The organism is Salinimicrobium maris (assembly GCF_049680855.1).
GTDB lineage: Bacteria > Bacteroidota > Bacteroidia > Flavobacteriales > Flavobacteriaceae > Salinimicrobium.
In genome coordinates, this window is the sequence record NZ_JBMPGS010000001.1 from 926,270 (window position 1) to 950,073 (window position 23,804).

Here is a 23,804-nt window from a genome sequence, read left to right on the forward strand (position 1 = left end):
CTTATTGATATACTATCTAAAAAAATTGTTTAATCATTAAAATAAATTAAAATGAAAAATCACTGGTTATGGATGATCATCGGATGTGTTTTACCTCTTTTGCTCATCTTTTTGGCCCCATCAATTGGATTGGGTGGTGATGTCTGGCTTTTCACATTTATCATCATAATGTTTGCCATACATCTAATGATGCCTATGCGGCATGGAGATCATACTCACGGGTTAACCGATGAGAATTTAAAGAAAAAAAGCAAAGATCAAGTAACAAACCAACATCAAAAAAAATAAAGACATGCACAATTATGATGGATTTTTTGGAATGCACCTCATCTGGTGGTTCATCTGGATAGTTTTTCTTATCTGGGTTTTCATGATACCAACACAATGGGGAAAAAAAACAAGAAGAGAAGAACCACTGGACATCCTAAGAAAGCGATTTGCACGTGGCGAAATTTCGAAGGAACAGTTCGAAGAACAAAAGAAGCTATTAGAATCGGATAAATAATTTTAAAATCTGAAAATATGTATCGATTAAACATAAAAAAATTTGGTTTGGCACTCGGTCTTACCGGAGCTCTCCTTTATGTGGGGTGTGTACTGGTGATGGCCACAGTGGGGCGGGAAGGAACAGTAAAGTTCTTTAACAGTCTTTTACACGGACTGGACACAAGTAGTATAATAAGAATGGATGTGCCTGTACTGGAGGTGTTCTTTGGAATTATCCAGGTTTTCATCTTAAGCTGGCTAATCGGTGCTTGTGTAGCGGCATTTTATAATGCTCAAGTAAAAGGTTAAAGGATACTGCTGCATTTAATGCTTTTGTAATTAAGGATCTACTTGAAATACACTTTTAATCGAGATAAGCCACTCGCCTGGTACATCCAAAGCATAATCAGGTTACTTTAAACACGAAAGTAATGTGAAACAAAGGAACAAGATCAAATTAAAAAATTGGAAGTCATGAAAAAAATAGCAGTAGTAGGTTATGGAGTCATCGGCAAAAGAGTTGCCGATGCCATTGACAAACAACATGATATGGAGTTAACCGGCATTTGTGATATCATAAGTGACTGGCGCATAGAAAATGCGGTAAGAAAAAACTACAATATTTACAGCGCGACACAAGAAGCAGAAAAGGAAATGAAAAACGCCGGATTCTCCGTTAAAGGCGGAATGACAGAGCTTTTAGATCAGGTGGACCTGGTTGTGGATTGCACCCCTAAAAAAGTTGCCGCAAAAAACGTAGAACGATACAAAAGTCAAGGTAAAAAATTTATTGTACAAGGAGGTGAAAAGCATGAAACTGCGGGCCATTCCTTCAGTGCCGAAAACAATTACCAAACCGCTCTAAACATAGATGCTACGCGGGTGGTTTCGTGCAACACCACCTCCATTTTAAGAACTCTTACGGCTCTAAAAAGGGCAAATCTGTTACAAAGTGCCCGCGGTACTCTTTTACGAAGAGCAACAGATCCCTGGGAAAGCCATATGGGGGGAATCATGAATACAATGGTTCCTGAAAAAGATATTCCCAGTCATCAGGGTCCCGATGCTCAAAGTGTAGATCCCGAACTGGATGTTATTACTGCTGCAGTAAAAGTACCTGAAACCCTGAGCCATATGCACTACTGGAATGTGCGACTGACAAAAAAGGCCTCAAAAGATGAAGTTTTAAATGCTTTTAAAACGTCGACAAGAATTAAGATGATTCGGTACGAGCAGGGTTTGGTTTCAAACAATACTATAAAAGAAATGTTCCTGGATATGGGAAGACCCTGGGGGGACATGTACGAAGTTGCACTTTGGGAGGATATGTTGAAAGTACAGGGAGACGAACTCTTCTATGCCTATGTGGTAGACAACCAGGCTATTGTAATCCCCGAAACTATTGATGCGATAAGAGCACTCACAGGTATCATAGAAGATGGGCACGTATCCATACTTAAAACCAACCGCACGTTAGGAATATGATTTATCAATAACAATAAATAAGAGGTTATGAAAGAAATAAAAGCATTCATACGGCCAAATAAAATTAAGGAGGTGATTTCTTCCTTGAGGAGAGAGGGCCATTGCTGTTTAACAGTCTTTGAGGGAGAAGGAACCGGCGATTACACAGATCCTGGAGAAGATTGGCCTTCCCTCAAACTACCATTCCTCCACAGCAAGATCTATAAACTGGAAATCGTCTGTGAGGACAGTAAAGTGGCGGCTATTTGTGACATCGTTCGTCAAAATGGCAAAACAGGAAAAAGTGGTGATGGTCTCATATATGTTTCTGATGTCCAGGATATATTTAAGATAAAAAATACCAAAAACGATAATGTGAAATAACTAATAATTTTAAATTATGAACAATATACTTGTACCTACCAATTTTTCTGAAAATTGTCAAAAAGCAGAGGAGCTGGGGCTCAAAATGGCTAAATTTTACAATTCGGAAATCCATTTCTTCCATTACGTAAAAACCCCGGTTGACTGGGTTCGACTGGACAAACAGAAGGAAGATCTATACCCCGAAACAAAATTAAAGATTGGCAGCGCGAAGGCAGATTTGAGAGAATTAGAAAAAAAAGCAGAGGGCCTTGGACTTAAATGCAGAACCTTTTTGGAATATAATGGTGAAATAAGCAACATCCTAAGCCACTGCGGTCATTTTGAACATGATTTTATAGTTACCGGTAGTAGTGGCACAAAAGGAGGAATTCGTGAATTACTGGGAAGCAATGTAGAAGAAATAGTGAGAAAAGCCGAGGTGCCTGTCATCGTAGTTAAAGATAAGGATGTTTCTTTTCCTTTTAAAGACATTTTGTTTGTCTCAGATTTTAAAGAAGATGTGACAGAAGAATTTCAACACGTAAAATCACTTGCTGAAAAATGTGATGCACGTATCCATTTATTAAAGGTGAATACTACAACAGATTATAATAGTATTGAAAAGAGTCTGCAACCTATAAAAGATTTCCTTGAAAATTTCCCAGGGCTCACAACTTACTCAATGAATGTCTATAACGAATCGGGTGTAGAGGAAGGAATAAATGATTTTTTGATCTACAAAAATGTGGATCTTATTGCCATGTGTACGCACGGTCGCACGGGATTTTTAAGTCTCTTCTCCAGTAGCACCGTTGAAAAGGTAACCAACCATTCTGAATTGCCCGTTATGACAATTAAAATGTGACTATGAAAAGATCAGTCCTGGTTAAAAAGTCTTCGGGTGAGTATGAGGATTTCCAAATTGAAAAACTCATCAATTCCCTTAGGCGGGCGGGAGCAAATGAGGTTATTGTTAAGGATATAGCTCATAAGGTGTATGAACAGCTTGAAGAAGGGATGACCACTAAAAGGATCTATGAGGCAGCGTTTAAAATGCTTAAGGCAAAATCGAGAGTAAGTGCCTTTAAATACAAGCTTAAAAAGGCATTGATGGAATTAGGCCCTTCTGGCTTCCCATTTGAAAAGTTGGTAGGCAAATTATTGGCACACGAAGGATTTGAAACAAAGGTTGGTGTGATTGTACAAGGCAATTGCGTTCAGCATGAAGTGGATGTGATAGCGCAAAAAGGTGAAAAACATTATATGATTGAATGTAAATACCATAGTGATCAAGGCAGGTTTTGCAATGTAAAAATTCCTTTGTACATCCATTCCCGTTTTTTAGATGTGGAAAAACAGTGGAGACGTAAAAAGGGTCACCAGAACAAAATCCACAAAGGAGGTTTATATACCAATACACGTTTTACATCTGATGCCATAAACTATGGCAATTGTGTTGGCCTGCTAATGACCAGTTGGGATTATCCAAAGGAGAGTGGACTCAAAGATAGAATTGACCAGGCGGGATTGCACCCCTTAACAGCCTTAACAAGTTTAACGAAAGCTGAGAAAACAAAATTATTGGATGAAGGCATTGTTCTCTGTAAAGAACTCCACGAAAGTCCGAACTTGTTGGATAAAGTAGGGATTCCCAACTCCCGACACAAAAGAATTCTGGAAGATTCACTTGAACTATGCAAAATCTAATCCTAGAACAACCGATGAAAACTAATCAAATAAACATTCACTTTTTGGGGGCAGCAGGTACAGTAACCGGCTCAAAATATTTAGTGGATACAGGAGATAAAAAGATACTCATAGACTGCAGACTTTTTCAAGGGCTAAAGGAATTACGCCTTAAAAACTGGGAGTACCCACCTGTTAATGTTGCAAATATTGATGCTGTTTTGCTCACCCACGGCCATATGGACCATACAGGTTATCTGCCGAGGTTGGTGAAACAAGGCTTCAATGGTTCCATCTATGGTACGAATCCTACTTTGGACATTGCAAAAATCATATTGAACGATAGTGCAAAAATTCAGGAACAGGAAGCAGAACGTGCCAATAAAGAAGGCTATTCCAAACACAGTCTCGCAGAACCGCTTTACGATTTAAAGGATGTAGAAAAAACCATTCCGCATTTTAAGGGCATTCCACAAGCACAATGGATTCCGTTATTTGATGGTATCAGGGCTCGGTTCCAGTACAGCGGGCATATTCTGGGTGCAACTTATATTGAGTTGGATATTTATGGAAAACGCTTTGTCTTCTCTGGAGACATTGGTAGAACCAATGATTTATTGCTCTATCCACCCCTTAAACCAAAAAAAGCGGATATACTTTTCGTTGAATCCACTTACGGAGGAAGGTTTCATCCTGATGAAGTAGAAGCGCTTCCAAAAATCGAAAAATTAATCAACGATACCATCAATAGAGGTGGCAGCTTATTTATTCCCAGTTTTTCGGTAGAGCGTGCCCAACTAATGATGCTTATCTTTTGGAAATTACTCAAGGAGAACAAAATCCCTAAAGTTCAAATGATTATGGATAGCCCAATGGGTGCCAACGTATTGGAACTGTTTCATAGAACTCGGGATTGGCACAGATTGGAAGACAACGAATGTGACGAAATGTGTTCACATTTTACACTTGTTAGCAGTTATCGCGAAACAATGGAATTAAGAACTGATAACAGACCAAAAATTGTAATTGCAGGGAGTGGAATGCTCACAGGCGGAAGAATGCTCAACTATCTTGAAACACAGGCACAAAATCCAAATAACACCTTGCTTTTTGTAGGCTATCAAGCTGAAGGCACACGTGGTAGAAAGCTGTTGGAAGGTGAGAAAGAACTAAAAGTCTATGGAATATGGGTGCCTTTCAATATGCAGGTCGCTGAAATTGAAGGTCTCTCGGCACACGCAGACCACGCAGAACTTATAGAATGGATGGGCGACATTAAAAATAAGCCCGAACGTATATTCATTGTCCACGGTGAAAAAGAAAGTGCAGAAGCATTACAAAAAGGTATCAAGGAAACCTATGGATGGAATACAGAAATTCCGCAATTATACACCATCGAAGAAATAGAATAAATCCCAGCAATCAATAAAATAATGGACCCACACTCAAACATACTAAAATATAAACATCTCGGGATTTACACCCAAAACGAATATGTAGTGTATATGCGTGAGGATTGCCACGTCTGTAGTTCTGAAGGGTTTGTAGCACTAACAAGGATCAGGATATCAAATGCAACCACCTCAATCGTCGCAAGCTTGAACGTTTTGAGTTCCGGCCTTCTTTTACCAAATGAAATAGGCCTTTCGGATGCTGCAGCAAAAAAACTGAATGTTTCCCAAAATGAAATGCTGTATGTTTCCCATTTGGAGCCTATTGAATCGTTAAGCCACGTAAGAGCTAAAATCTATAATCAAAAACTGGATTTTAAAGCCTATAACAACATCATCAACGATATCGTAGAAGGCAATTATTCTAACATTCACCTATCGGCATTTATTACAGCCTGTGCGGGCGACCGAATGGATATTGATGAGATATGCGACCTTACTAAAGCAATGATAGCTTCAGGAAGACAGTTGGACTGGAGTAAAGATATTGTGGTCGATAAACATTGTATTGGTGGTTTACCAGGCAATAGAACAACCCCATTGGTAGTAGCTATTGTTGCCGCTTATGGACTTACAATGCCTAAAACTTCGTCACGTGCCATCACTTCACCAGCTGGTACAGCAGATACGATGGAAGTATTGACCAATGTAACGCTCTCTTCCGAAGAAATAAAAGCTGTAGTCGAAAAAGAAGGAGGATGTTTTGTCTGGGGAGGTACAGCGCAATTAAGTCCTGCCGACGATGTGCTCATTAAAGTTGAAAAAGCTTTGGATATCGATAGTGAAGGTCAGCTCATCGCTTCTGTACTTTCTAAAAAAGCGGCGGCAGGTTCTACTCACGTTGTCATTGATATTCCAATTGGTGAAACCGCCAAGGTTCGCAGTACTGAAATGGCTCTAAAATTAAAAAATCATATGGAAACCGTTGGCACTGCTGTTGGGTTGAAGGCAAAAGCTGTGGTTACTGATGGAACGCAGCCTGTTGGAAGGGGTATCGGTCCCACTTTAGAAGCTATTGATATATTAAAAGTTTTGAAAAATGAAGCTGATGCACCTAAAGACCTAACAGAAAGAGCATTGCTTTTAGCCGCTGAACTATTTGAGCTTTCTGGAAAAGAAGAAAAAGGAAAGGGACTGGAAACAGCACGTCAAATTCTCAAATCTGGAAAAGCTTATGAAAAATTTGTGGCCATTTGCAAAGCACAAGGACGCTTTTCAAAACCTGTTTTAGCACCTCATAAGATGGAAATTACAGCCGAAAGATCCGGAATTTTAAAAAGAATTGATAACAGAAAAATAGCGAAGCTCGCAAAGCTTTCAGGAGCACCTCAATCTATTTCGGCAGGAATTCTATTAAATATCCATTTGGGAGAACAAATAGAAAAGAATCAATTGCTATATACTTTATATGCTGAATCCAAAGGCGAACTTAACTATGCATTGGAATATAAAAATAACCATAACGACATCATAACCATAATTTAAACGTGCTATGAAAACAATATTATTTAGCCTTCCCGGAAATGAAAAACTTACAGAGCTTTTAGCAAAAAAAATGGATGCTGAAATAGGGAAAGCCAACGTGCGTAAATTCCCTGACGGGGAGTCATACACGCGTATATTATCTGATGTTAAAGATAAATGTGTGGTACTGGTATGCACCTTGCACGAACCGGACGAGAAACTGCTGCCTCTATATTTTTTAAGCCACACAGCCAAATCCTTGGGAGCAATGTGCATCTGCTTGGTAGCACCCTATTTGGCGTATATGCGTCAGGACAAAGTATTTAATGAAGGTGAAGGAGTGAATTCCGGTTTTTTTGGAAAATTGATTTCAGGTTTTGCCGATAGCATTATCACAGTTGACCCTCATTTGCATAGAATTAGTTCTTTGGGAGAAGTGTATCAAATTCCAAATAAAGTAATTCACGCTGCTGATGCCATTTCAGAATGGATCAAGAAATACATCAAAAACCCGGTACTTATCGGGCCCGATTTGGAAAGTGAACAATGGGTTTCCGAAGTCGCTAAAAATGCTGGCGCACCTTTTACGGTATTACAGAAAGTACGTCACGGCGACCGTGACGTGGAAGTCTCTGTTCCTGATATGGATAAGTACAAGAATGCCACACCCATTTTGGTAGATGATATTATTTCCACCGCGCGAACAATGATTGAAACCGTACAACATCTGAAAAAAGCAGGAATGAAACCCCCTATCTGCGTAGGCATTCACGCCGTTTTTTCAGGAAATGCCTATCAAGATTTATTGGATTCCGGAGTAGAAAAGATAGTTACCTGCAATACCATTCCGCATCCATCCAATGGCATAGATTTAAGCAATATTATTGCAAAAGAGGTAAAGAAATTAATGCACCATATATGAGAAAACAAGGATTTATAGTACTATTTATCTTATTCAGCATCACAATGACTGGACAAACGGAAATGCTTATAGGGCAGATTTCAGGCAGAGTGGTCATTCGTGAGAATTTTGATGAAAAAGGTGCTTTTCTCAATAAACAAATATTTGAAGCGGGTGAAACAATAAAGAAAAATGGATATTATGAAATTGAGGTAGTTACAGAATTGTTGGATAAAGACAAAAAATTGACCGATAAATACACCACGACCTATCTCTGTAAGCCTGATGAAGCCAGTATTATAATAATGGCTTTGCCGTTTTCCAACCCAAAATCAAGGCAGACCAAGGTTAATACCACCTCTGAAAAATTTAAAAGGCTTTACGATTTGGACAACCTTGAAAATATAGAATTGGAAATGACTTTTGATTCGGGACTGCTCGATTTTTTTGGTTCCAAAAGTATTATAAAGATATATGACCGAAAGTTCAATGACAACAAAAAAACTATTAATTCAAAGATCAATATTAAGACCTATGCGTGGGGGATTCGCATTAAGCAACTAAATTATACTGTTAACGAGAAATTAAATGGACAAGGTCTATTGAACTTTCAAGAATTTATCGAAGAAGACAACAGTTATTTTACAATGACTTATAAATAAAAGAAAATGAATAATTATGACACCCTTTCAGAAGCTGTGAATGGCCTCCAGGCCAGAGGTTACAAATATGATTTTAATTTAAAGCCTCACTGTCTTGAGTGCCCCTCTTTAAAGCTGGAGATACACCCACAGGATTTTTTGGTCAATGAAGTATATAGATTTGAAGGAATGAGCAGTACAGATGACAACAGTATATTATTTGCTATCTCTTCCCGTTATGGGGTCAGGGGGATTTTGGTAGATGCATACGGTATCTATTCAGAAAATATTTCGGAAACAATGCGAACCAAACTAAGACAAATTAACCAGTAAATTCAGGAATTATGGAACATCACGACGAACACAAGGAGGAGTCAAAGAATTCAGCGAAGCGGGAAGCAAGAAAAGAAGAAGCTAACTTAAAGGATGACCTTGCTGAAAAAACAAAACATGGGCACAATAAGGCGATGGACCGGGACATGATGGATCATGACAGGGGGAAACATGACGATGATGAACCCGCTCATGGCCATGCAGGTCATGATCACCATAAAATGATGATTGAAGATTTTAAGAAGCGTTTTTGGGTAACTCTTGTTTTAACTATCCCAATCCTCTTTCTGTCGCCAATGATCCAGGATTTCTTTGGGTACAAATATCTTCTACCAGGAAATAAGTACATCCTTTTTGCCCTCTCGACTGTTGTTTACTTCTATGGAGGCTGGCCATTTTTGAAAGGCTTTTGGTCTGAAGTGAAAAAAGCTGCCCCAGGGATGATGACCCTCATTTCTATGGCAATTACAGTGGCTTATCTCTACAGTTCTGCCACGGTCTTTGGTCTCGAGGGTGTTGACTTTTTCTGGGAACTCGCTACGCTTATTGCTATTATGCTGGTAGGGCATTGGATTGAAATGAAATCTGTTTTGGGTGCTTCCAAAGCTTTACAGCTTTTGGTGAGTATGATGCCTGCGGAAGCGCATCGGGTAAACGGAGATCAGATTGAAGATGTAAAGCTGGATACGCTAAAAAAAGGAGATATAATTCTTGTTAAACCTGGTGAAAAAGTGCCTGCAGATGCTATAATCGTGGAGGGTGAAAGCTACCTGAATGAGTCGATGCTTACCGGGGAATCAAAACCGGTAAAGAAAAGTACAGATCAAAAAATAATTGGTGGATCTATTAACGGCAATGGATCCTTAAAGGCTAAAGTCGAACATACCGGGAAGGATAGTTATCTCAATAAGGTGATCACTATGGTGGAGGAAGCGCAAAAATCCAAATCCAAAATGCAAAACCTTTCCGACAGGGCCGCAAAATGGTTGACCTACATAGCATTGGGTATTGGTTTTGGCACTCTTGCGGTTTGGTTGATCTTAGGCTTTCCTTTTGTGTACGCACTTGAGAGAATGGTGACGGTTATGGTCATTGCCTGCCCCCATGCGCTAGGACTGGCAATTCCACTTGTAGTCGCAATTTCTACAGCAGTATCTGCCCAAAATGGATTGTTAATTCGTAACCGAACGGCTTTTGAAGAATCCCGAAAAATTACCGCCTTACTTTTTGATAAAACCGGAACCCTTACTAAAGGGGACTTCGGCGTCACCCGTATCGAATCTGTGAATGATAAATTCTCCAAGGAAGAGATTCTAAGGCTTTCCAGCGCGTTAGAACAGAGTTCTGAACACCCTATTGCTGTTGGGATCATCAAAAAAGTAAAAGATGATAAAGTCCCTATTCCAAAACCAGAAAACTTTAATGCCATTACCGGCAAAGGAGTCGAGGCCACTGTAGAGGGAAAAGAGGTGAAAGTAGTAAGTCCTGGATACTTGCGGGATGAAAATATCAACATCCCCGAAGATGCCTATAGCGATGCAGCCGAAACTGTGGTTTTTGTATTGATCAACGGTGAATTAGCCGGGTATATCGCGCTTGCCGATGAGATTAGACCCGAGTCTGCAGACGCCATCAGGATATTTAAAGAGAACAATATTAAAGTTTTTATGGCAACAGGGGATAATGAGAGGACCGCTAAAGCAGTTAGTGACAAACTCGGTCTGGATGGATATTATGCAGAAGTCTTACCCCATCAAAAAGTGGAAATAGTTAAAGAATTGGAAAGTAAGGGAGAATTTGTGGCCATGACCGGTGACGGGGTTAATGATGCGCCGGCTTTGGCTCAGGCGAACGTTGGTATTGCAGTAGGTTCGGGAACAGATGTGGCTGCAGAAACTGCCGATATCATCCTGGTCAACAGTAATCCTCAGGATATTGCCAATCTAATCCTTTTTGGAAAAGCTACTTATGATAAGATGATTCAGAACCTGGTATGGGCAACGGGTTATAACGTTGTAGCCATTCCATTAGCTGCCGGAGTACTTTATTCCACAGGTTTTGTGTTAGGACCTGCCGTTGGGGCCGTGTTTATGAGTTTGAGTACAGTTATTGTTGCAATTAATGCGCAGTTACTGAAGAAAAAGATTGGAAAATAGGAGAAAAAGTTCTTGGAAAATTTCATTTAATTTTCATGAAAAATTGTGCAATGGAGACACTTGCAAAGGCTAAAATATTTCTTTCTCACTGATTAGAATTATAAAGGGAAATCAAGGGTCCAATTTTTACTTTGAAAAATAATATGTTTAGTTTTTAATGATATGTTTTGAAATAATTAAACCCGATTAAAATTAGGATATGACGAGACACAGAATAATGATACAGAAGTGGAAATATGATGAGGTTGGTCAGGATATAAAAAGAAGTACCTCAAGAGATCCTAATGAGATTTCTGCACCACTTGAACATTTGGAAGAGCTTAAGAACAGCGACTACAAAATTGATGATCATTTTTCCAGGATTTATGGAAGGCAGATAGTTGATGCTACTGGAACAAGAGTGGGAAAGCTGAAGGATTTTTTGTTCGACAAAACCCAGAAAAGAATAAGATACCTCGTTGTGGGATTAGAGATAAATGTAAAAGAGGATAAGGATGTTTTAATTCCCATAGGAAGAGCAGAACTAAATCAAGAGAAACAAAAAATTGTTGTTCAGGAACAAGTAAGTGCTGAGAAACTAAAAACATTGCCCACCTATAAAAACTTAAAAAGTCTCGCTATTGAAGATGAAAAGAAGACTCTGCTAATTTTTTCCGCAAAACAAAAGGAGGAAATCAGTTATACGCAAGGGAATTTTTACAACCAGGAGGATTTCAATGAAAGGACGTTTTTCGGTTCTGATGAAGAATGAGGAAATGCAGGTCTACTTATAGTCAAAGGAATTCAGCTTATTAAATGAAAGCCCGGAATTTCCTTTTTTTGAAGTTATATTGAAGGTTGATTGATTTTTTTTAAAGAATTATATGTCTGAATATAAAAAGAACAGCCTTTCCCTTACCGGTGCGGTGGCAATGGGAACAGGTGTAATGATTGGTGCAGGGATTTTTGCGCTCCTTGGGCAGGTGGCCGAACTCTCCGGGGAATACTTTGCATATGCTTTTATCCTGGGAGGAATTATTTCCGGTTTTAGTGCCTACTCTTATATTAAAATGTCCAATGCTTATCCTTCAGCAGGAGGGATAGCTATGTACCTGCAAAAAGCGTATGGCAAAGGAACTATTACAGCTGCCGCATCTTTGCTCATGGCCTTTTCTATGATTATTAATGAAAGCCTGGTCGCCAGGACATTTGGGAGTTACACCTTGCAGCTATTTGATGCTGGGGAAAGAAGCTTCTGGGTTCCAGCCTTAGGGGTAGGATTGCTTATAACAGCCTTTGTTGTAAATATTCTTGGAAATAAAGCAATTGGAAAAATCTCCCTTTATATGGCAGCTTTAAAAATTGGAGGTTTAATTATTTTTGCAGCTGGAGCCCTTTGGGCTTCCGGGGTGGATCTGGATGCGGCTGTTCCTTCTGAAGAACGCAAAAACAGCATTGTTGATTATGTTGCTGCACTTGCCTTATCTATTTTGGCATATAAAGGTTTTACTACTATAACCAATAGCGGGAGTGAAATTGAAAAGCCTCACAAAAATGTTAGTAGGGCCATAGTAATTTCTTTATCAACTTGTGTGGTAATCTATTTTTTAGTAGCTCTGGCTGTAGGATCGAATCTTTCTATTACTCAAATAATAGAAGCAAAAGATTACTCGCTTGCGGAAGCTGCTCGGCCCCTGTTCGGGGATTTTGGATTAATCTTTACCGTTGGAATTGCTATTATAGCAACGGTTTCCGGGGTGATCGCCAGTATTTTTGCAGTTTCCCGGATGACAGGAATGCTCACAGATATGCATTTAATCCCCCATAGCCATCTTGGAATGTCTGGAACTATCCAAAGGCATATGCTGATATATATAGTAGTAATTGCAATTATCTTGACCATATTCTTTGACCTAAGCCGAATTGCTTCTTTGGGTGCTATTTTCTACCTGGTCATGGATATAATCGTTCATGTGGGGGTTTTGAGATATCTGAGAAAGGAAGTAAAAGCAAAATCAGCTATTTTGATTACAGCAATTATTCTTGATGTTGTTGTTCTTCTTGCCTTCTTGATTGTAAAATCTCAAACTGACATATTTATAATTTATGTCGCGGTTCCTTCTATTATTCTAATTTTTATTGCTGAATTTTTCTTTCTGAAAAACAGGTTTGACGAAGGGGAAGCTGATATGCATTCCCATGAGTAAATACAAATTCTACTTTTACAGAATAGTAGCGTAAATTATTTTAACTAAAAACGTAATTAAATGACCCATAAATATAAAATATCAGGAATGACCTGCAACGGCTGCCGAAGTACGGTGGAGAAAGCTTTGCAGGGAGTTGAAGGAGTATCTAATGTTGAAGTAAACCTTCAGAATGAACAGGCAGTTATTGAGATGAAGCAGCATGTGCCCGTGGCAAAGCTACAGCAGGCACTGGAAGAAACGAAAGGAAGCTATTCTATTGCTCTACCACTTGAGGATGAAGGTAGTTCTCAAACAATATGACGCATACCTATGCTGTTCACGGGATGACCTGCAACGGCTGCCGTAGCCGTGTCGAAAAAACCTTAAATGAAGTAGAAGGAGTCACAAAGGCTTCGGTAGACCTAGAAAAGGAAGAGGCGATGATAGAGATGGATAAACATATTCCACTTAAAACCTTTCAGAAAAAGCTGGAGGAAGATGGAGGAACTTATTCTATCACTGTGCCGGGAGAGAAACCCAAAAAACCGTCTAAAGAAAATACATAAAAAGCGACGGGAGGATCTGGAACCTTTTATTATCCAATGTACTGCGAGGAGGAAAAAACCTACAACAAACCCGGGGATTGCACGGTGTGTAGGGTGAATCTTGTGGAAGTACCGTTTTCGCAAAAGATGCCTCAGTGATTTACCTCCCTCATGCATCCTAAAACAGTAGAGGATGAAATGGGTTCCTGCCCAATTTGCGGGATGGATCTTGTGCCTATGGAAGGAGGTGTGGATGGAGATGATAAGACTTAAGAAACTGCTGAAGAAGTTCTTGACTGCTACTGTCTTCACCGTTCCTAATTTAATAGCAGCGATGTCTGAGGAAATGTTTTCAGATAATCCACTGTTAGAGCTAATGGATTGAAAGTACCGGAAATGGGTTCATTTAGGGCTATCTGTTCCTGTTGTTTTTTATGCCACCTGGATGTTTTTTGAACGAGCTTATTGAAAACAAGACCCTGGGTATTCCAGTTGCAGCAGGATTGCCGTAGTCATTTTTAGTAATACTTCTTTCACCTATAATTGCTGCCTTGGCTATTGCAGCCCTGTTGCGGTAATAGCAAATGCTTGGCGTCTTAGAGCTGCAAAGGTTTAGCATATAATGAAAATCTATGGTTCCTTGACAAAGACATTACAATCTAAATTACCATTATCCTGGGATAGTGAATGTATTTTCTAAAATAATAGAACAGGGCGAAATCCATAATAACCAATTTGTTCAAAATTGATACAAATTACGTTATGGATTTCAAAAGAGAGAGAGATGCGAATAAGCGGCTATGGTGTCTGATTTTCGCTTCAATAGTAATTGTAGAGTTGGGATGGTGGATAGCAGAAGAAGTTTTCTGTGAGCCTGTAATAGAGGTTGATTCTAAAGGAGAGAAAGAAATTTCACCTAATGATTCTTTTTTTTGTAGGATTTCAGGATGAATTTCAGGGTCTATTTATATTGGCTTCTCAAAAATTATAACATAGATAAAAACAAATAAATAATAAAATGTCAGAAACATTGCTAATCCTTGGATTCATTATACTATTAATAGCTATACATGATTTCTTTTACACTACTCTTTCCGCCAGTGGGGCGGGTTTTATTTCTGAAAATGTGGCAATTTTATCAGATAGGATACTACAGTTCTGTGTGGGGATTTTTGGGAGAAAGCTTTATAACTATCACGGGCTATTCATAAATCTCATGATCCTCGCAGTATGGCTTTCTATGATTTGGTTTGGACTTTTCCTGGTTTATTCTTCCAACCCCGAGGATATTACTAACAGTAGCGGCAGAGTAGCAAATTTCTGGGAACGTCTCTATTTTACTGGATATATACTTTCTACTCTGGGGATGGGAAATTTTAAACCTATATCGCCTTTTTTTGAACTGGTTACGAGCTGCTTTTCCTTCTTTGGATTCATTTTTTTCACCAGCTCGATGACTTATTTTCTTTCAGTTTCATCTGCTGTGGTAAAGAAAAGAACCCTGGCGAAAAGCATCCATAATTTGGGTAATAGCCCCCAGGCCATAGCAAATAAGTTACTTAGACTAGATTCCCCCTATAGTTACCTACAGATCCTTGACCTTCAGGAGAAGGTAGACGAACATTCCGTAAGTCATCAGGCTTATCCTGTTGTTCATTACTACAGTCGGTCCCAAGTGAAAGACTCGTTCAGTATTAATATCACAAGATTAGATGAGGCTTTATCAATTCTTCTTAAATCTAACAAGGGAGAAAATTTTCGGGAGGAATTGAAAATTTTGCGTTCTTCTCTGTCAGATTTTCTTCGAAATCTAGATAAAAATTTCTCCCGCAGCTTGCCTAAAGCTGAAGTTTCCCCAGGCAATGAAGATTTACCGCGCAGTTTGACTCAAAGAAACTCACAAGAGTTGGTTGAGCGTAGGCGTATTTTGGGGAGCTTGCTTAGAAGCGAGGGCCTTAGCTGGCACCAGGTCGTGGAACAGGATCAAGAAAGCTAAAAAATATGTCATAATTAACAATTATATCCTCTATTCTGAATAAAAAACTTAAAAATAAAATGTCTCTCCTAGCGGAATCGATTTTTACTATAGATAGCCATGGATAAAATTACATTCAAATATTCTTCTTTTTTTTAAAATAAAATGATAGAAATACTATTGAAGAACTAATACTTTACTCTCTTTAAAGTTAATAAGAGGATAAGTTTAAATCATAGTTAAATAGAGCGGTTAAATGTCGATTTAGTATTTATAGACTTAACAGTCATATGTCAGTCTTTAACAGCCTGTTAACCACTGCTGTATATGGTTTTGTGTACCTTGCTAACAGATTGATAACAAGGAATTCCACTAAAAATAGACCATTATGAAAATCAAATCCTTTTTCTCTTTAATCTGCTTATTAACTATATCCTTCGCAACTTTTTCGCAGGAATCGGTAGGACTGGAGGTTGTAGCAGATAATCTAGTTTCCCCTGTGGCATTTGTTGAATCTCCTGATGAATCTGGAAGGTATTTCATCGTTGACCAGGTAGGGGTGATCCGAATTCATACTCCCCAAAAAGGGCTTTTGGAAGAGCCATTTTTAAATCTGAAAAATAAGATAGTTGAATTAAAAGAAGCCCATGAAGAACGAGGTTTGTTAGGACTTGCTTTTCACCCCGATTACAGGGAAAACGGCAAGTTCTTTGTCTATTATAGCGCACCCCTTAGTCAAGATGGTCCCGAGAACTGGGATCATACCAGCTATATTTCAGAATTTAGGGTCTCTCCGGATAACCCCAATATGGCTGACAAAGCTTCAGAAAAGATCATTCTGAAGGTCGATCAGCCACAGGATAATCACAATGCAGGGACTTTGGCCTTCGGACCCGACAATTACCTCTACATTGCCCTTGGTGATGGAGGAGGAGCAAACGATATCGACATGGGACATGTACCTGATTGGTATGGGGAAAATGCCGGTGGTAATGGGCAGGATGTAGAGCAAAACCTGCTGGGCAGTATCCTGAGAATTGACGTAAATGGAGATGCTCCTTATAATATTCCTGATGACAATCCTTTTGTAGATAAGGAGGGAATGGACGAGATCTACGCCTACGGGCTCAGAAATCCGTACAGGTTCTCGTTTGACATGAAAGGAACCAATGATCTCATTGCGGGAGATGCAGGACAGGTACTTTGGGAAGAAGTAAGTGTGATCACAAAAGGTGGCAATTATGGATGGAACGTGATGGAAGGAACACACTGCTTCAATGCCTATAATAACGATAAAGAGAAGGAGAAATGTCCCGAAAAAGATAAGATGGGCAACCCTTTAATAAGTCCTGTGATTGAATTTAAACAAGGCGGGACCGACCATGGAGGCAAAGGCCTGGTCGTCATAGGAGGTTATGTTTACAGGGGTGAAGACCTTAGAAATATGGACGGAAAGTACATTTTTGGCACCTGGACGCAGCATCATGGAAAACCTGCGGGAGCCGTGTTCGTTTCAACTCCAAAAGAGACCGGCATGTGGGATTTTCAAGAGCTGAAAATTGCTCAGACCAACTCTACTTCAATCGGCCATTATTTACTGTCTTTCGGTCAGAACAAGGAAGGAGAAATGTTTATTCTTACAACCGATGAAGAAGGCCCTATAGGTACTACCGGCAAGGTTTTTAAAATGGTTGCTCCTTAAATAAAGTTAGCTTTATGTGATGAGCTAGTTCATTCTGAAAGTACCGCGGATCTAATCTCGTCAAAGACAGCCACAGGTTTTAAGGTTGCTTCTTTTCCCTTAGAAGAAGAAATGAAGATCGGCCAATCCCCGGTTGATTCAGGACGGCGGCCGTGGGAACCTTTTACCAGCTCAGGCTTTAACGGAACTACATCCATGAGTGTCCGGAAGCCCAGCTTTTTCCGTAGTAATTTCAGACCTATTTTCAGCTTGGGGAATTTTATGTCAGGATCGATAAAAAGCTCGGCAGGGTCATATCCCGGCTTCCGGTGAATGTCGACTGTTCGGGCGTAGTCAGGAGCTTTTTTGTCATCCAGCCAGTAATAGTAACAAAACCAGGAATCCTTGTCGGCAATAGCAATAATATCTCCGGCACGTTCATGATCCAGGTGATACTCCTTTTTCTCTTCTCCTGTAATTAACTTTTCAATTCCGGGTAGCTCCCCTAGCAGTTTTCCTATTTCAGAAATCCTGCTTTTGTCCCTGACGTAAATGTGGGCGAGCTGGTGATCACAAACAGCAAAAGCTTCACTGGCGCCAGCATCAAAAACATCATAACCCAGTTCCTCCCTGACAGCGATACAGTTTTTTTCCCTTAGCAGTTTGTTGATATAAACAGGACGTTCTACTTCAGTTATTCCATATTCAGAAAGTAAAATTACTTCAGCACCTTTAGATTCATAGTAGTTGATAAGGTCCTGACAAATTTCGTCCACCTGTTTCAGGTCTTTGTCAATATTGGGATGATGTGAATCCAGGCGCTGAAAATTATAATCCAGGTGTGGAATATAAATGAGAGTCAAAGTGGGATCATTTTGTGCATCGACCATCTTCGAGGCCCGAGCAATCCATGTTGAAGCCTCAATTGAAGTGGCAGGGCCCCAGAATTTGAACAGAGGAAATTGTCCTAATTCCCTCTGCAGATCATCTCTTAAATGGGAGGGGAAGGTATAGATATCAGGAATTTTCCTGCCGTCTGCCGGATACATTGGGCGAGGGGTGATCGAATAGTCCACAGAGGAATACATATTGTACCACCAGAAAAAATTTGCACAGGTGAAATCCGGATTACTTTTCTTCAGCGTTTCCCAGATCTTTTCGCTTTGTACAAGCTGGTTGGGTTGCCTCCAGAATTTCACTTCACTTTCCTCTTTAAAAAACCAGCCATTGCCTACAATCCCTGTCTCTTCAGGATATTTCCCTGTAAGGTAAGTAGCCTGGGCGCTACACGTAACAGCGGGAAGTACCGGATCTATAGCTCTTACCTGTTTTTTTCCTGCCCACCCTTTTAAGAAAGGTGTTTTGTCTCCCACTAAATTCTTTGAAAGTCCAACTACATTAATAACGACTGTTTTTTTCATTTTTTAAAGGTTACTTAGCACCCACCGATATTCATGGGCAATAGATTCGGTTAAAGAGCTTTGATTCTTTTCGGGCAATACATCCCAGGTGTAGGTCTCTATCTCAAGATGAGAAGTGATCTCCTTCAGGTTTGGTAGGGAAAAAACCTTTTCTATTTGTTGCCGGGTAGAGCAGATCTCATCATATTCCGCAGCAAAAATGGGAACGTGGAAATGAATTCGCCATTCGGTGGAATGGGTCACGGGCAAACTTTCTAAGGCAGCCGGAAGATCTTTATAGCGTTCAAAAGAACCGTCGGGTAGTAAACCCACTACCTGATGTAAATAAACAGAATCTGCAAAAGCTGTCAAACGGTCCTGAATTCTTTTCCGCTCAGGTTGCTCCAGGGGAATAGCGATCTTCAAGGCTGAACTTATTTGGATTTTTCCAATCTTTATTCCTGCTTTCTCAAAATTTGCCATGACTTCAGATGGTTCCTCATAAAGAAGGGCAGAATGGCAAACATCATAGCAGATCCTAAGATGATCCAAAATGATGGCATGTGCTTTTTCCGCCGGAACCCTGAGCTTTTTTTGTAGAAGTACCCCAACATCCTGTACTAAATATTCAAAGAATGCTACCGCCTCGGCTGAACTTTCTACCATTCCATCCGGTTCGGGTTCTATATCCAGATGAATCTCTGTACCTGTACTTTCCTTCAGCTGAAAAAGCAGCTCCACAACAGCAGCGAAATTTTCAGTGATCTTCTGTTCAGTCTCCTTATCATTTTTAATATTTTTCTGAGTAAACCTATAAGATACGGGAGATGTTGAAATGCTGCCTGAACTAATTTCCGCCGGTATAAGCTTGCCCAAAATTTCAATAAGGTCCCCGGTGTATTTTAGTCTTTCCTTAGTGCTCCAGTCGGGGTCATGTACCTTTTCTTTAACATGCGTGGCGTGAAAAGTGCCGTAAGGGAAGCCATTCATGGTGAATACGTACAGGTCGTTTTGTTCAAGCCATTTTTGAAATTTGTCCAGCCCGTTATTTTCCAGGAGACCGGCTGCAGCTTTTGCCGACAATCTCAAGCCGATGCCAAAGGGTGTCTCAGGTGCCAATTTTTCCTTTAAAGGCAGGATATACTTCTTAAGCTGAGTGAAAGTGGTTGCCCAGTCTTCCCCGGGATGCACATTGGTACAGTAGGTAAGATGATAGTTTTTGTATTTCAAGATGCACCAATTTTTTGATCTTCCTTCTCAAGAAAAAGGATGGATTCCTTCATTTTATCCTGATCTATTTGATGTACCTCTTTCCCCTTGCCAATTTCTTCAAGTAGCATAATAGTGAGGTCCCCGCCTAAATGTTCCCGAAATTCCTGAAGGCCTTCGAGCACCTCAAATTCTTTTTCTTCCAATCGAAGTAATTCCGGCGTATATAATCTGAAACCCAGATTCCAAAGTAGTTGAAGCACCTTGTCACAAGTAGATTTTTTTATCAAGCCGGTCTTCCATGAATAGACGCAATCCAGAGAGATTCCTATAGCAACAGCTTCCCCGTGTCTTAAGGAGTAATTGGTGAACTGTTCCAGTTTATGAGCTGCCCAGTGGCCAAAATCAAGAGGCCGGGAGGAGCCTGTTTCAAATGCATCTCCCGAAGAGATATGTTCTAAATGAAGCTCTGCACATCTGTAAATGAGGTACTGCATACTTTCATTATCCCGGTTGACCAGTCTTTCGGTGTCATTCTTAATCCAGTCAAAAAAATTCCTGTCTTTAATAAGGGCCACTTTCACGGCTTCAGAAATGCCGCCTCGCCAGTCTCTTTCTTCTAAAGTTCGTAAAAACTGCTGATCATTGATGACAGCGAAGGGAGGGGTGAAGGTTCCCAGGAAATTCTTTTTGTTGTACCAGTTTATTCCATTTTTGACGCCCACGCCCGAATCATTCTGGGATAAAACAGTGGTGGGAACTCTTATCAGTCTTACTCCGCGATGCGCAATGCCTGCTGCAAATCCTGCGGCATCGAGCACGGCGCCTCCTCCAATAGCTACTACGAACGAATGCCTGGAAATGCCATATTTATTAATTTGATCCAGAACAGAAGTAACGTGATCTAAATAGTTCTTGCTCTCTTCGCCACCCGGTAGAATGATGGGATCGGGAAAATCCTCGAGTTGTAAAATATCTTCGCAGTAAGTCCTGATTTTTTCCTGAAGGCCCGGTGTTTTTTCAAGTAAACCACTGTCAACCACAAATAAGAGCTTTAATTTTTTTTCTGTCTTTCGACTGAATACCTGCTTAAAAGTGGGATTTGCAGGGGCAAAAAGATCTTCGGTAAAATACACGTCATACGCTACAGGTAGAGTGAAGCTTTGCCGGATGTTTGTTTTTTGAGCACTTATTTTGGAATTCATAACAAGGTTTTAAGTGACCGGGAACAATTTTCCGGTCAGGAAAGAAAAGGGTAAAAGAGTCAACACCACAAGCCCAAAAACAAGACCTGCTGAGGAAGCCGCAATGGCTGCGTTCATAACAATCAGGGAGATGATCCCCACTTTTACAGCCAGGCGTATTTTCTTAGCTGAAGGTTCTTTAATAGCCCGAACAAGGGGAGGCAGGATAAGAGCTGCAAACAGGATTACAAACAGAACAGTAGAAAAGAAGTCGCTGGCTTCTGATTCATATCCCAAATATGCAATAGCTGTAATGACCAAAAGATAAAAAAAAGCTGCCACATATAAGGGTTTCCGGGTAGAACCTGTTACCTCACCTTTGCTAATGGAGGTTATGGCTGCAATGTAAATTACCGGAATGAATAGCAGGTACCAGTTTTCCCCAGTGATAGCAGGAAGTATTGACATTCCCAGGAGGAGATTTAAACCCCTGCAAAGCCCCATATTTATGGGGCCTATCCAGTCAATATGTTTCCCTTTGGCGTCATAAGCGGTGGCTAAAACTGCAATAGCCACTGCCAAAAACCCTGAAACTACATTAACCACAAAAGAAGCTGCTATTCCAATCAGAAAAAGCACCACTCCCAGGCTCAAAGCCTCCTTTTTGGTCACCTGTCCACTTGGAATAGGCCGTTCCGGTCGTTCCTGTTGATCTATTTCGGCATCAAAATAATCGTTCAGGACTACCCCGCCACCATACAAGCCTGCTGTCGCCAACAATAACAGGTAGAGATCTGCACTATAAAATACGACTAAACCCCCGGCAACAATTGATGATCCCGCAAGTATATCTGCAAAGGCGGTTATGATATTTGCAGGCCTCATTAGCTTCAGGTATGGCAACATTTATTCTACTTTATTAGGATGTCCTCTTCGTTTGATTGAGAAGTCGGAATTTGTTCCCCACGTAGAACCGAATTCCCCGAGAATTTGGCATTGAGATCAATTTCTTTTTCCGTTTCCCAGTCCTCTTCTTTCATTTGTCCGCTGCGTCCAAATGCAACCAGTGCATTGCCGTAGGTTACCTTTTCAATATCCTTTTGATCAATACCTCTTCTTTGCATTAGGGCAGCTGTTTTTGGGACTGCGAGAGGATCACTAATCCCCCAGTCGGCGGCACTGTTTATGAATATATTCTTTGAACCGTATTGCTTCACAACCTCCACCATACGTTCATTTCCCATTTTGGTGTTGGGATATATAGTAAACCCTGCCCAAAAACCTCTGTCCAGAACTTCTTTGACTGTCTCTTCGTTGTTGTGGTCTATTACTACCCATTCCGGGTCAAGTCCATGCTCCAGGCATATATCCATGCTTAAAGAGGTACCTTTTTTCTTGTCCCTGTGCGGTGTATGGATCTGCACCGGTAGTTCCAGCTCTTTTGCCAGGTCCAGCTGTTTTCTGAAGTATTTTTCTTCTGCTTTTGTTTGTTCGTCAAATCCTATTTCCCCTATTCCCACAACACCTTCCTTGAGAGCAAACCGGGGCAGCAGATCCATCACTTGTTCTGCCAGTTCTTCATTATTGGCTTCCTTTGAATTAAGGCCGATGGTGCAATAGTGTTTGATCCCGAACTGACTCGCCCTGAACCTTTCCCAGCCTATAAGGCTACTGTAATAGTCTTTAAATGTGCCAACATTTGTTCGTAACTGGCCAAGCCAAAAAGAAGGTTCAATTATAGCTACAATTCCTGCCTCGCGCATACGGCTGTAGTCATCTGTAGTTCGGGATGTCATGTGAATGTGTGGATCTATAAATTTCATATGTCAATATTTAGGTGTGTTTTTGAGTTTCCCATTTTTCAAGTAATTCTTCCCACTTTCGGGAATCCGGAGTTGAAGAATTTTTATGTTGCTCATAAGCAAGAACAACAGCTTCTTCATTTATGGGATCCATTTGTTTTGCCCTTGTTTTAAATTCCCGAAAGCGATTTTCAGTTAAGGCAGGAGTAATTAATCGCCAGACGAGTGGATTAAACTCCCTGCCGGCAGACCATCTTTCTGAGACCAAATCCAGCAGTAACTCAGCAAGTACCGGATTGGCACGTTCGGGGATGCCGACAATTTTCCAAAAAGGCCTCTCCATAAAAGCGGCTTTAAGTACCAGCCGATTATAAGCTTCTTCTGAAAAATGTTCATAAGGATAAGGATTTTCCAATGTAATGGTGTCAAAGACAGAGGTAGCATTAGAACGGGTACCGCTGTAAGCTATTTGGAGAAATCTTTCAGGATTAGGAAACAATGGTAGAGCTGAATAAATAGTGATTTGTTCATTTAGATCTGCAGTTTCCAACAATTTTTCAACTGTACCTGAAAATTCTTCCGGCTTCTCTGACGCAAAAGAAAGCAGAAGCAGAATTCTTGCCGCCTGCTCTGAATCAAGATTCTCCGGATGCCAATTCTTTTTCAGCGTTTGCGCCTTAAAGGTTTCTTCAGGCCCAATATTCAGATCTTTTCGGGTAATTTTTCGAGGAACCTTAGAAAAAGCTAATACCAGATCCCTCTCATTTCCTTGAGATCTGAACTTTTTTTCTTCCTCCTCAAGCCATTTTACTTCTTCTGAAGAACAAACCTCAGCGATCCAATCTAGCAGTAGTTTTTGTGGCTGTTTCATTGTGATTAAATTTTTGGTTGC

26 protein-coding genes are annotated in these 23,804 nt (G+C 40.3%); 20 read left to right on the forward strand and 6 right to left on the reverse strand.

Annotation, left to right across the window (positions count from 1 at the left end; genetic code table 11):
* Positions 1-51 precede the first annotated feature (51 nt).
* The 20 genes from ACOV1Q_RS04395 (at position 52) to ACOV1Q_RS04490 (ending at position 17,338) form a co-directional block, all read left to right on the forward strand.
* Positions 52-288, forward strand: coding sequence for a hypothetical protein (locus ACOV1Q_RS04395; RefSeq protein ID WP_189602871.1), 237 nt, complete (start codon positions 52-54; stop codon positions 286-288).
* A 4-nt stretch (positions 289-292) separates the two neighbouring features.
* A complete protein-coding gene (locus tag ACOV1Q_RS04400) occupies positions 293-505 on the forward strand; it encodes an SHOCT domain-containing protein (protein WP_189602872.1) in 213 nt (70 codons plus the stop codon).
* A 17-nt stretch (positions 506-522) separates the two neighbouring features.
* Positions 523-795, forward strand: a complete 273-nt coding sequence (locus tag ACOV1Q_RS04405) for a DUF5676 family membrane protein (RefSeq protein WP_189602873.1) — start codon at positions 523-525, stop codon at positions 793-795.
* Between the two features lie 165 nt (positions 796-960).
* Positions 961-1,971 (forward strand): type II glyceraldehyde-3-phosphate dehydrogenase, encoded by a 1,011-nt coding sequence (locus ACOV1Q_RS04410; protein ID WP_189602874.1) that lies wholly within the window; start codon positions 961-963, stop codon positions 1,969-1,971.
* 27 nt (positions 1,972-1,998) lie between these two features.
* Positions 1,999-2,334: a P-II family nitrogen regulator gene (locus ACOV1Q_RS04415; RefSeq protein ID WP_189602875.1), complete on the forward strand. Its 336-nt coding sequence runs from the start codon at positions 1,999-2,001 to the stop codon at positions 2,332-2,334.
* A 16-nt stretch (positions 2,335-2,350) separates the two neighbouring features.
* Positions 2,351-3,181: a universal stress protein gene (locus tag ACOV1Q_RS04420; protein ID WP_189602876.1), complete on the forward strand. Its 831-nt coding sequence runs from the start codon at positions 2,351-2,353 to the stop codon at positions 3,179-3,181.
* Positions 3,182-3,183: 2 nt separating this feature from the next.
* Entirely contained in the window at positions 3,184-4,023 is an 840-nt protein-coding gene (locus ACOV1Q_RS04425; RefSeq protein WP_189602877.1) for an ATP cone domain-containing protein, read from the forward strand.
* A 14-nt stretch (positions 4,024-4,037) separates the two neighbouring features.
* A complete protein-coding gene (locus ACOV1Q_RS04430) occupies positions 4,038-5,414 on the forward strand; it encodes an MBL fold metallo-hydrolase RNA specificity domain-containing protein (RefSeq protein WP_424493173.1) in 1,377 nt (458 codons plus the stop codon).
* A 21-nt stretch (positions 5,415-5,435) separates the two neighbouring features.
* Positions 5,436-6,938: a thymidine phosphorylase family protein gene (locus tag ACOV1Q_RS04435; RefSeq protein WP_189602879.1), complete on the forward strand. Its 1,503-nt coding sequence runs from the start codon at positions 5,436-5,438 to the stop codon at positions 6,936-6,938.
* A 7-nt stretch (positions 6,939-6,945) separates the two neighbouring features.
* Positions 6,946-7,839, forward strand: a complete 894-nt coding sequence (locus ACOV1Q_RS04440; protein WP_424493174.1) for a ribose-phosphate pyrophosphokinase — start codon at positions 6,946-6,948, stop codon at positions 7,837-7,839.
* Entirely contained in the window at positions 7,836-8,480 is a 645-nt protein-coding gene (locus ACOV1Q_RS04445; RefSeq protein WP_189602881.1) for a hypothetical protein, read from the forward strand. The genes ACOV1Q_RS04440 and ACOV1Q_RS04445 overlap by 4 nt, the downstream gene beginning before the upstream one ends.
* 6 nt (positions 8,481-8,486) lie before the next feature.
* Positions 8,487-8,792 (forward strand): phosphoribosylpyrophosphate synthetase, encoded by a 306-nt coding sequence (locus ACOV1Q_RS04450; protein ID WP_189602882.1) that lies wholly within the window; start codon positions 8,487-8,489, stop codon positions 8,790-8,792.
* An 11-nt stretch (positions 8,793-8,803) separates the two neighbouring features.
* Positions 8,804-10,948 carry a copper-translocating P-type ATPase gene (locus tag ACOV1Q_RS04455; RefSeq protein WP_189602883.1) on the forward strand — a complete coding sequence of 715 codons (2,145 nt, stop codon included), beginning with the start codon at positions 8,804-8,806 and terminating at the stop codon, positions 10,946-10,948.
* A 199-nt stretch (positions 10,949-11,147) separates the two neighbouring features.
* Positions 11,148-11,699 carry a PRC-barrel domain-containing protein gene (locus tag ACOV1Q_RS04460; RefSeq protein ID WP_189602884.1) on the forward strand — a complete coding sequence of 184 codons (552 nt, stop codon included), beginning with the start codon at positions 11,148-11,150 and terminating at the stop codon, positions 11,697-11,699.
* A 112-nt stretch (positions 11,700-11,811) separates the two neighbouring features.
* Complete coding sequence (locus ACOV1Q_RS04465; RefSeq protein ID WP_189602885.1) at positions 11,812-13,134, forward strand: APC family permease; 1,323 nt, start codon at positions 11,812-11,814, stop codon at positions 13,132-13,134.
* A 60-nt stretch (positions 13,135-13,194) separates the two neighbouring features.
* Positions 13,195-13,437, forward strand: coding sequence for a heavy-metal-associated domain-containing protein (locus ACOV1Q_RS04470; RefSeq protein ID WP_189602886.1), 243 nt, complete (start codon positions 13,195-13,197; stop codon positions 13,435-13,437).
* Complete coding sequence (locus ACOV1Q_RS04475; protein WP_189602887.1) at positions 13,434-13,682, forward strand: heavy-metal-associated domain-containing protein; 249 nt, start codon at positions 13,434-13,436, stop codon at positions 13,680-13,682. The genes ACOV1Q_RS04470 and ACOV1Q_RS04475 overlap by 4 nt, the downstream gene beginning before the upstream one ends.
* Before the next feature lie 150 nt (positions 13,683-13,832).
* On the forward strand, positions 13,833-13,934 hold the full coding sequence (locus ACOV1Q_RS04480) for a heavy metal-binding domain-containing protein (RefSeq protein WP_265164187.1): 102 nt from the start codon (positions 13,833-13,835) through the stop codon (positions 13,932-13,934).
* 745 nt (positions 13,935-14,679) lie between these two features.
* Positions 14,680-15,657, forward strand: coding sequence for an ion channel (locus ACOV1Q_RS04485; protein WP_189602888.1), 978 nt, complete (start codon positions 14,680-14,682; stop codon positions 15,655-15,657).
* Positions 15,658-16,024: 367 nt separating this feature from the next.
* Complete coding sequence (locus ACOV1Q_RS04490; protein WP_424493175.1) at positions 16,025-17,338, forward strand: PQQ-dependent sugar dehydrogenase; 1,314 nt, start codon at positions 16,025-16,027, stop codon at positions 17,336-17,338.
* Between the two features lie 29 nt (positions 17,339-17,367).
* On the opposite strand, the gene ACOV1Q_RS04495 is transcribed toward ACOV1Q_RS04490, so the two are convergent.
* Genes ACOV1Q_RS04495 through ACOV1Q_RS04520 form a run of 6 tightly spaced genes read right to left on the reverse strand, consistent with a single transcriptional unit; the run spans position 17,368 to position 23,783 of the window.
* The gene (locus tag ACOV1Q_RS04495) at positions 17,368-18,738 is read right to left on the reverse strand and encodes an alkaline phosphatase family protein (protein ID WP_311499739.1); all 1,371 of its coding nucleotides are present in this window, start codon (positions 18,736-18,738) and stop codon (positions 17,368-17,370) included.
* 3 nt (positions 18,739-18,741) lie between these two features.
* Positions 18,742-19,947: a metabolite traffic protein EboE gene (gene eboE / locus ACOV1Q_RS04500; RefSeq protein ID WP_311499737.1), complete on the reverse strand. Its 1,206-nt coding sequence runs from the start codon at positions 19,945-19,947 to the stop codon at positions 18,742-18,744.
* The gene (locus ACOV1Q_RS04505; RefSeq protein WP_311499736.1) at positions 19,944-21,131 is read right to left on the reverse strand and encodes a 3-dehydroquinate synthase; all 1,188 of its coding nucleotides are present in this window, start codon (positions 21,129-21,131) and stop codon (positions 19,944-19,946) included. The genes eboE and ACOV1Q_RS04505 overlap by 4 nt, the downstream gene beginning before the upstream one ends.
* Before the next feature lie 9 nt (positions 21,132-21,140).
* Positions 21,141-22,016 carry a UbiA-like protein EboC gene (gene eboC, locus ACOV1Q_RS04510; protein WP_311499735.1) on the reverse strand — a complete coding sequence of 292 codons (876 nt, stop codon included), beginning with the start codon at positions 22,014-22,016 and terminating at the stop codon, positions 21,141-21,143.
* 5 nt (positions 22,017-22,021) lie between these two features.
* Positions 22,022-22,933: a TatD family hydrolase gene (locus ACOV1Q_RS04515; RefSeq protein WP_265164181.1), complete on the reverse strand. Its 912-nt coding sequence runs from the start codon at positions 22,931-22,933 to the stop codon at positions 22,022-22,024.
* A gap of 10 nt (positions 22,934-22,943) precedes the next feature.
* On the reverse strand, positions 22,944-23,783 hold the full coding sequence (locus tag ACOV1Q_RS04520) for an EboA domain-containing protein (protein ID WP_311499734.1): 840 nt from the start codon (positions 23,781-23,783) through the stop codon (positions 22,944-22,946).
* Between the last annotated feature and the right edge of the window lie 21 nt (positions 23,784-23,804).

What these genes read in the sequence shown, in the direction of transcription:
- ACOV1Q_RS04395 (WP_189602871.1), top strand. Translation starts at nt 52, where the DNA reads ATGAAAAATCACTGGTTATGGATGATCATCGGATGTGTTTTACCTCTT.
- ACOV1Q_RS04400 (WP_189602872.1), top strand. Translation starts at nt 293, where the DNA reads ATGCACAATTATGATGGATTTTTTGGAATGCACCTCATCTGGTGGTTC.
- ACOV1Q_RS04405 (WP_189602873.1), top strand. Translation starts at nt 523, where the DNA reads ATGTATCGATTAAACATAAAAAAATTTGGTTTGGCACTCGGTCTTACC.
- ACOV1Q_RS04410 (WP_189602874.1), top strand. Translation starts at nt 961, where the DNA reads ATGAAAAAAATAGCAGTAGTAGGTTATGGAGTCATCGGCAAAAGAGTT.
- ACOV1Q_RS04415 (WP_189602875.1), top strand. Translation starts at nt 1,999, where the DNA reads ATGAAAGAAATAAAAGCATTCATACGGCCAAATAAAATTAAGGAGGTG.
- ACOV1Q_RS04420 (WP_189602876.1), top strand. Translation starts at nt 2,351, where the DNA reads ATGAACAATATACTTGTACCTACCAATTTTTCTGAAAATTGTCAAAAA.
- ACOV1Q_RS04425 (WP_189602877.1), top strand. Translation starts at nt 3,184, where the DNA reads ATGAAAAGATCAGTCCTGGTTAAAAAGTCTTCGGGTGAGTATGAGGAT.
- ACOV1Q_RS04430 (WP_424493173.1), top strand. Translation starts at nt 4,038, where the DNA reads ATGAAAACTAATCAAATAAACATTCACTTTTTGGGGGCAGCAGGTACA.
- ACOV1Q_RS04435 (WP_189602879.1), top strand. Translation starts at nt 5,436, where the DNA reads ATGGACCCACACTCAAACATACTAAAATATAAACATCTCGGGATTTAC.
- ACOV1Q_RS04440 (WP_424493174.1), top strand. Translation starts at nt 6,946, where the DNA reads ATGAAAACAATATTATTTAGCCTTCCCGGAAATGAAAAACTTACAGAG.
- ACOV1Q_RS04445 (WP_189602881.1), top strand. Translation starts at nt 7,836, where the DNA reads ATGAGAAAACAAGGATTTATAGTACTATTTATCTTATTCAGCATCACA.
- ACOV1Q_RS04450 (WP_189602882.1), top strand. Translation starts at nt 8,487, where the DNA reads ATGAATAATTATGACACCCTTTCAGAAGCTGTGAATGGCCTCCAGGCC.
- ACOV1Q_RS04455 (WP_189602883.1), top strand. Translation starts at nt 8,804, where the DNA reads ATGGAACATCACGACGAACACAAGGAGGAGTCAAAGAATTCAGCGAAG.
- ACOV1Q_RS04460 (WP_189602884.1), top strand. Translation starts at nt 11,148, where the DNA reads ATGACGAGACACAGAATAATGATACAGAAGTGGAAATATGATGAGGTT.
- ACOV1Q_RS04465 (WP_189602885.1), top strand. Translation starts at nt 11,812, where the DNA reads ATGTCTGAATATAAAAAGAACAGCCTTTCCCTTACCGGTGCGGTGGCA.
- ACOV1Q_RS04470 (WP_189602886.1), top strand. Translation starts at nt 13,195, where the DNA reads ATGACCCATAAATATAAAATATCAGGAATGACCTGCAACGGCTGCCGA.
- ACOV1Q_RS04475 (WP_189602887.1), top strand. Translation starts at nt 13,434, where the DNA reads ATGACGCATACCTATGCTGTTCACGGGATGACCTGCAACGGCTGCCGT.
- ACOV1Q_RS04480 (WP_265164187.1), top strand. Translation starts at nt 13,833, where the DNA reads ATGCATCCTAAAACAGTAGAGGATGAAATGGGTTCCTGCCCAATTTGC.
- ACOV1Q_RS04485 (WP_189602888.1), top strand. Translation starts at nt 14,680, where the DNA reads ATGTCAGAAACATTGCTAATCCTTGGATTCATTATACTATTAATAGCT.
- ACOV1Q_RS04490 (WP_424493175.1), top strand. Translation starts at nt 16,025, where the DNA reads ATGAAAATCAAATCCTTTTTCTCTTTAATCTGCTTATTAACTATATCC.
- ACOV1Q_RS04495 (WP_311499739.1), bottom strand. Translation starts at nt 18,738, where the DNA reads ATGAAAAAAACAGTCGTTATTAATGTAGTTGGACTTTCAAAGAATTTA.
- ACOV1Q_RS04505 (WP_311499736.1), bottom strand. Translation starts at nt 21,131, where the DNA reads ATGAATTCCAAAATAAGTGCTCAAAAAACAAACATCCGGCAAAGCTTC.
- eboC (WP_311499735.1), bottom strand. Translation starts at nt 22,016, where the DNA reads ATGTTGCCATACCTGAAGCTAATGAGGCCTGCAAATATCATAACCGCC.
- ACOV1Q_RS04515 (WP_265164181.1), bottom strand. Translation starts at nt 22,933, where the DNA reads ATGAAATTTATAGATCCACACATTCACATGACATCCCGAACTACAGAT.
- ACOV1Q_RS04520 (WP_311499734.1), bottom strand. Translation starts at nt 23,783, where the DNA reads ATGAAACAGCCACAAAAACTACTGCTAGATTGGATCGCTGAGGTTTGT.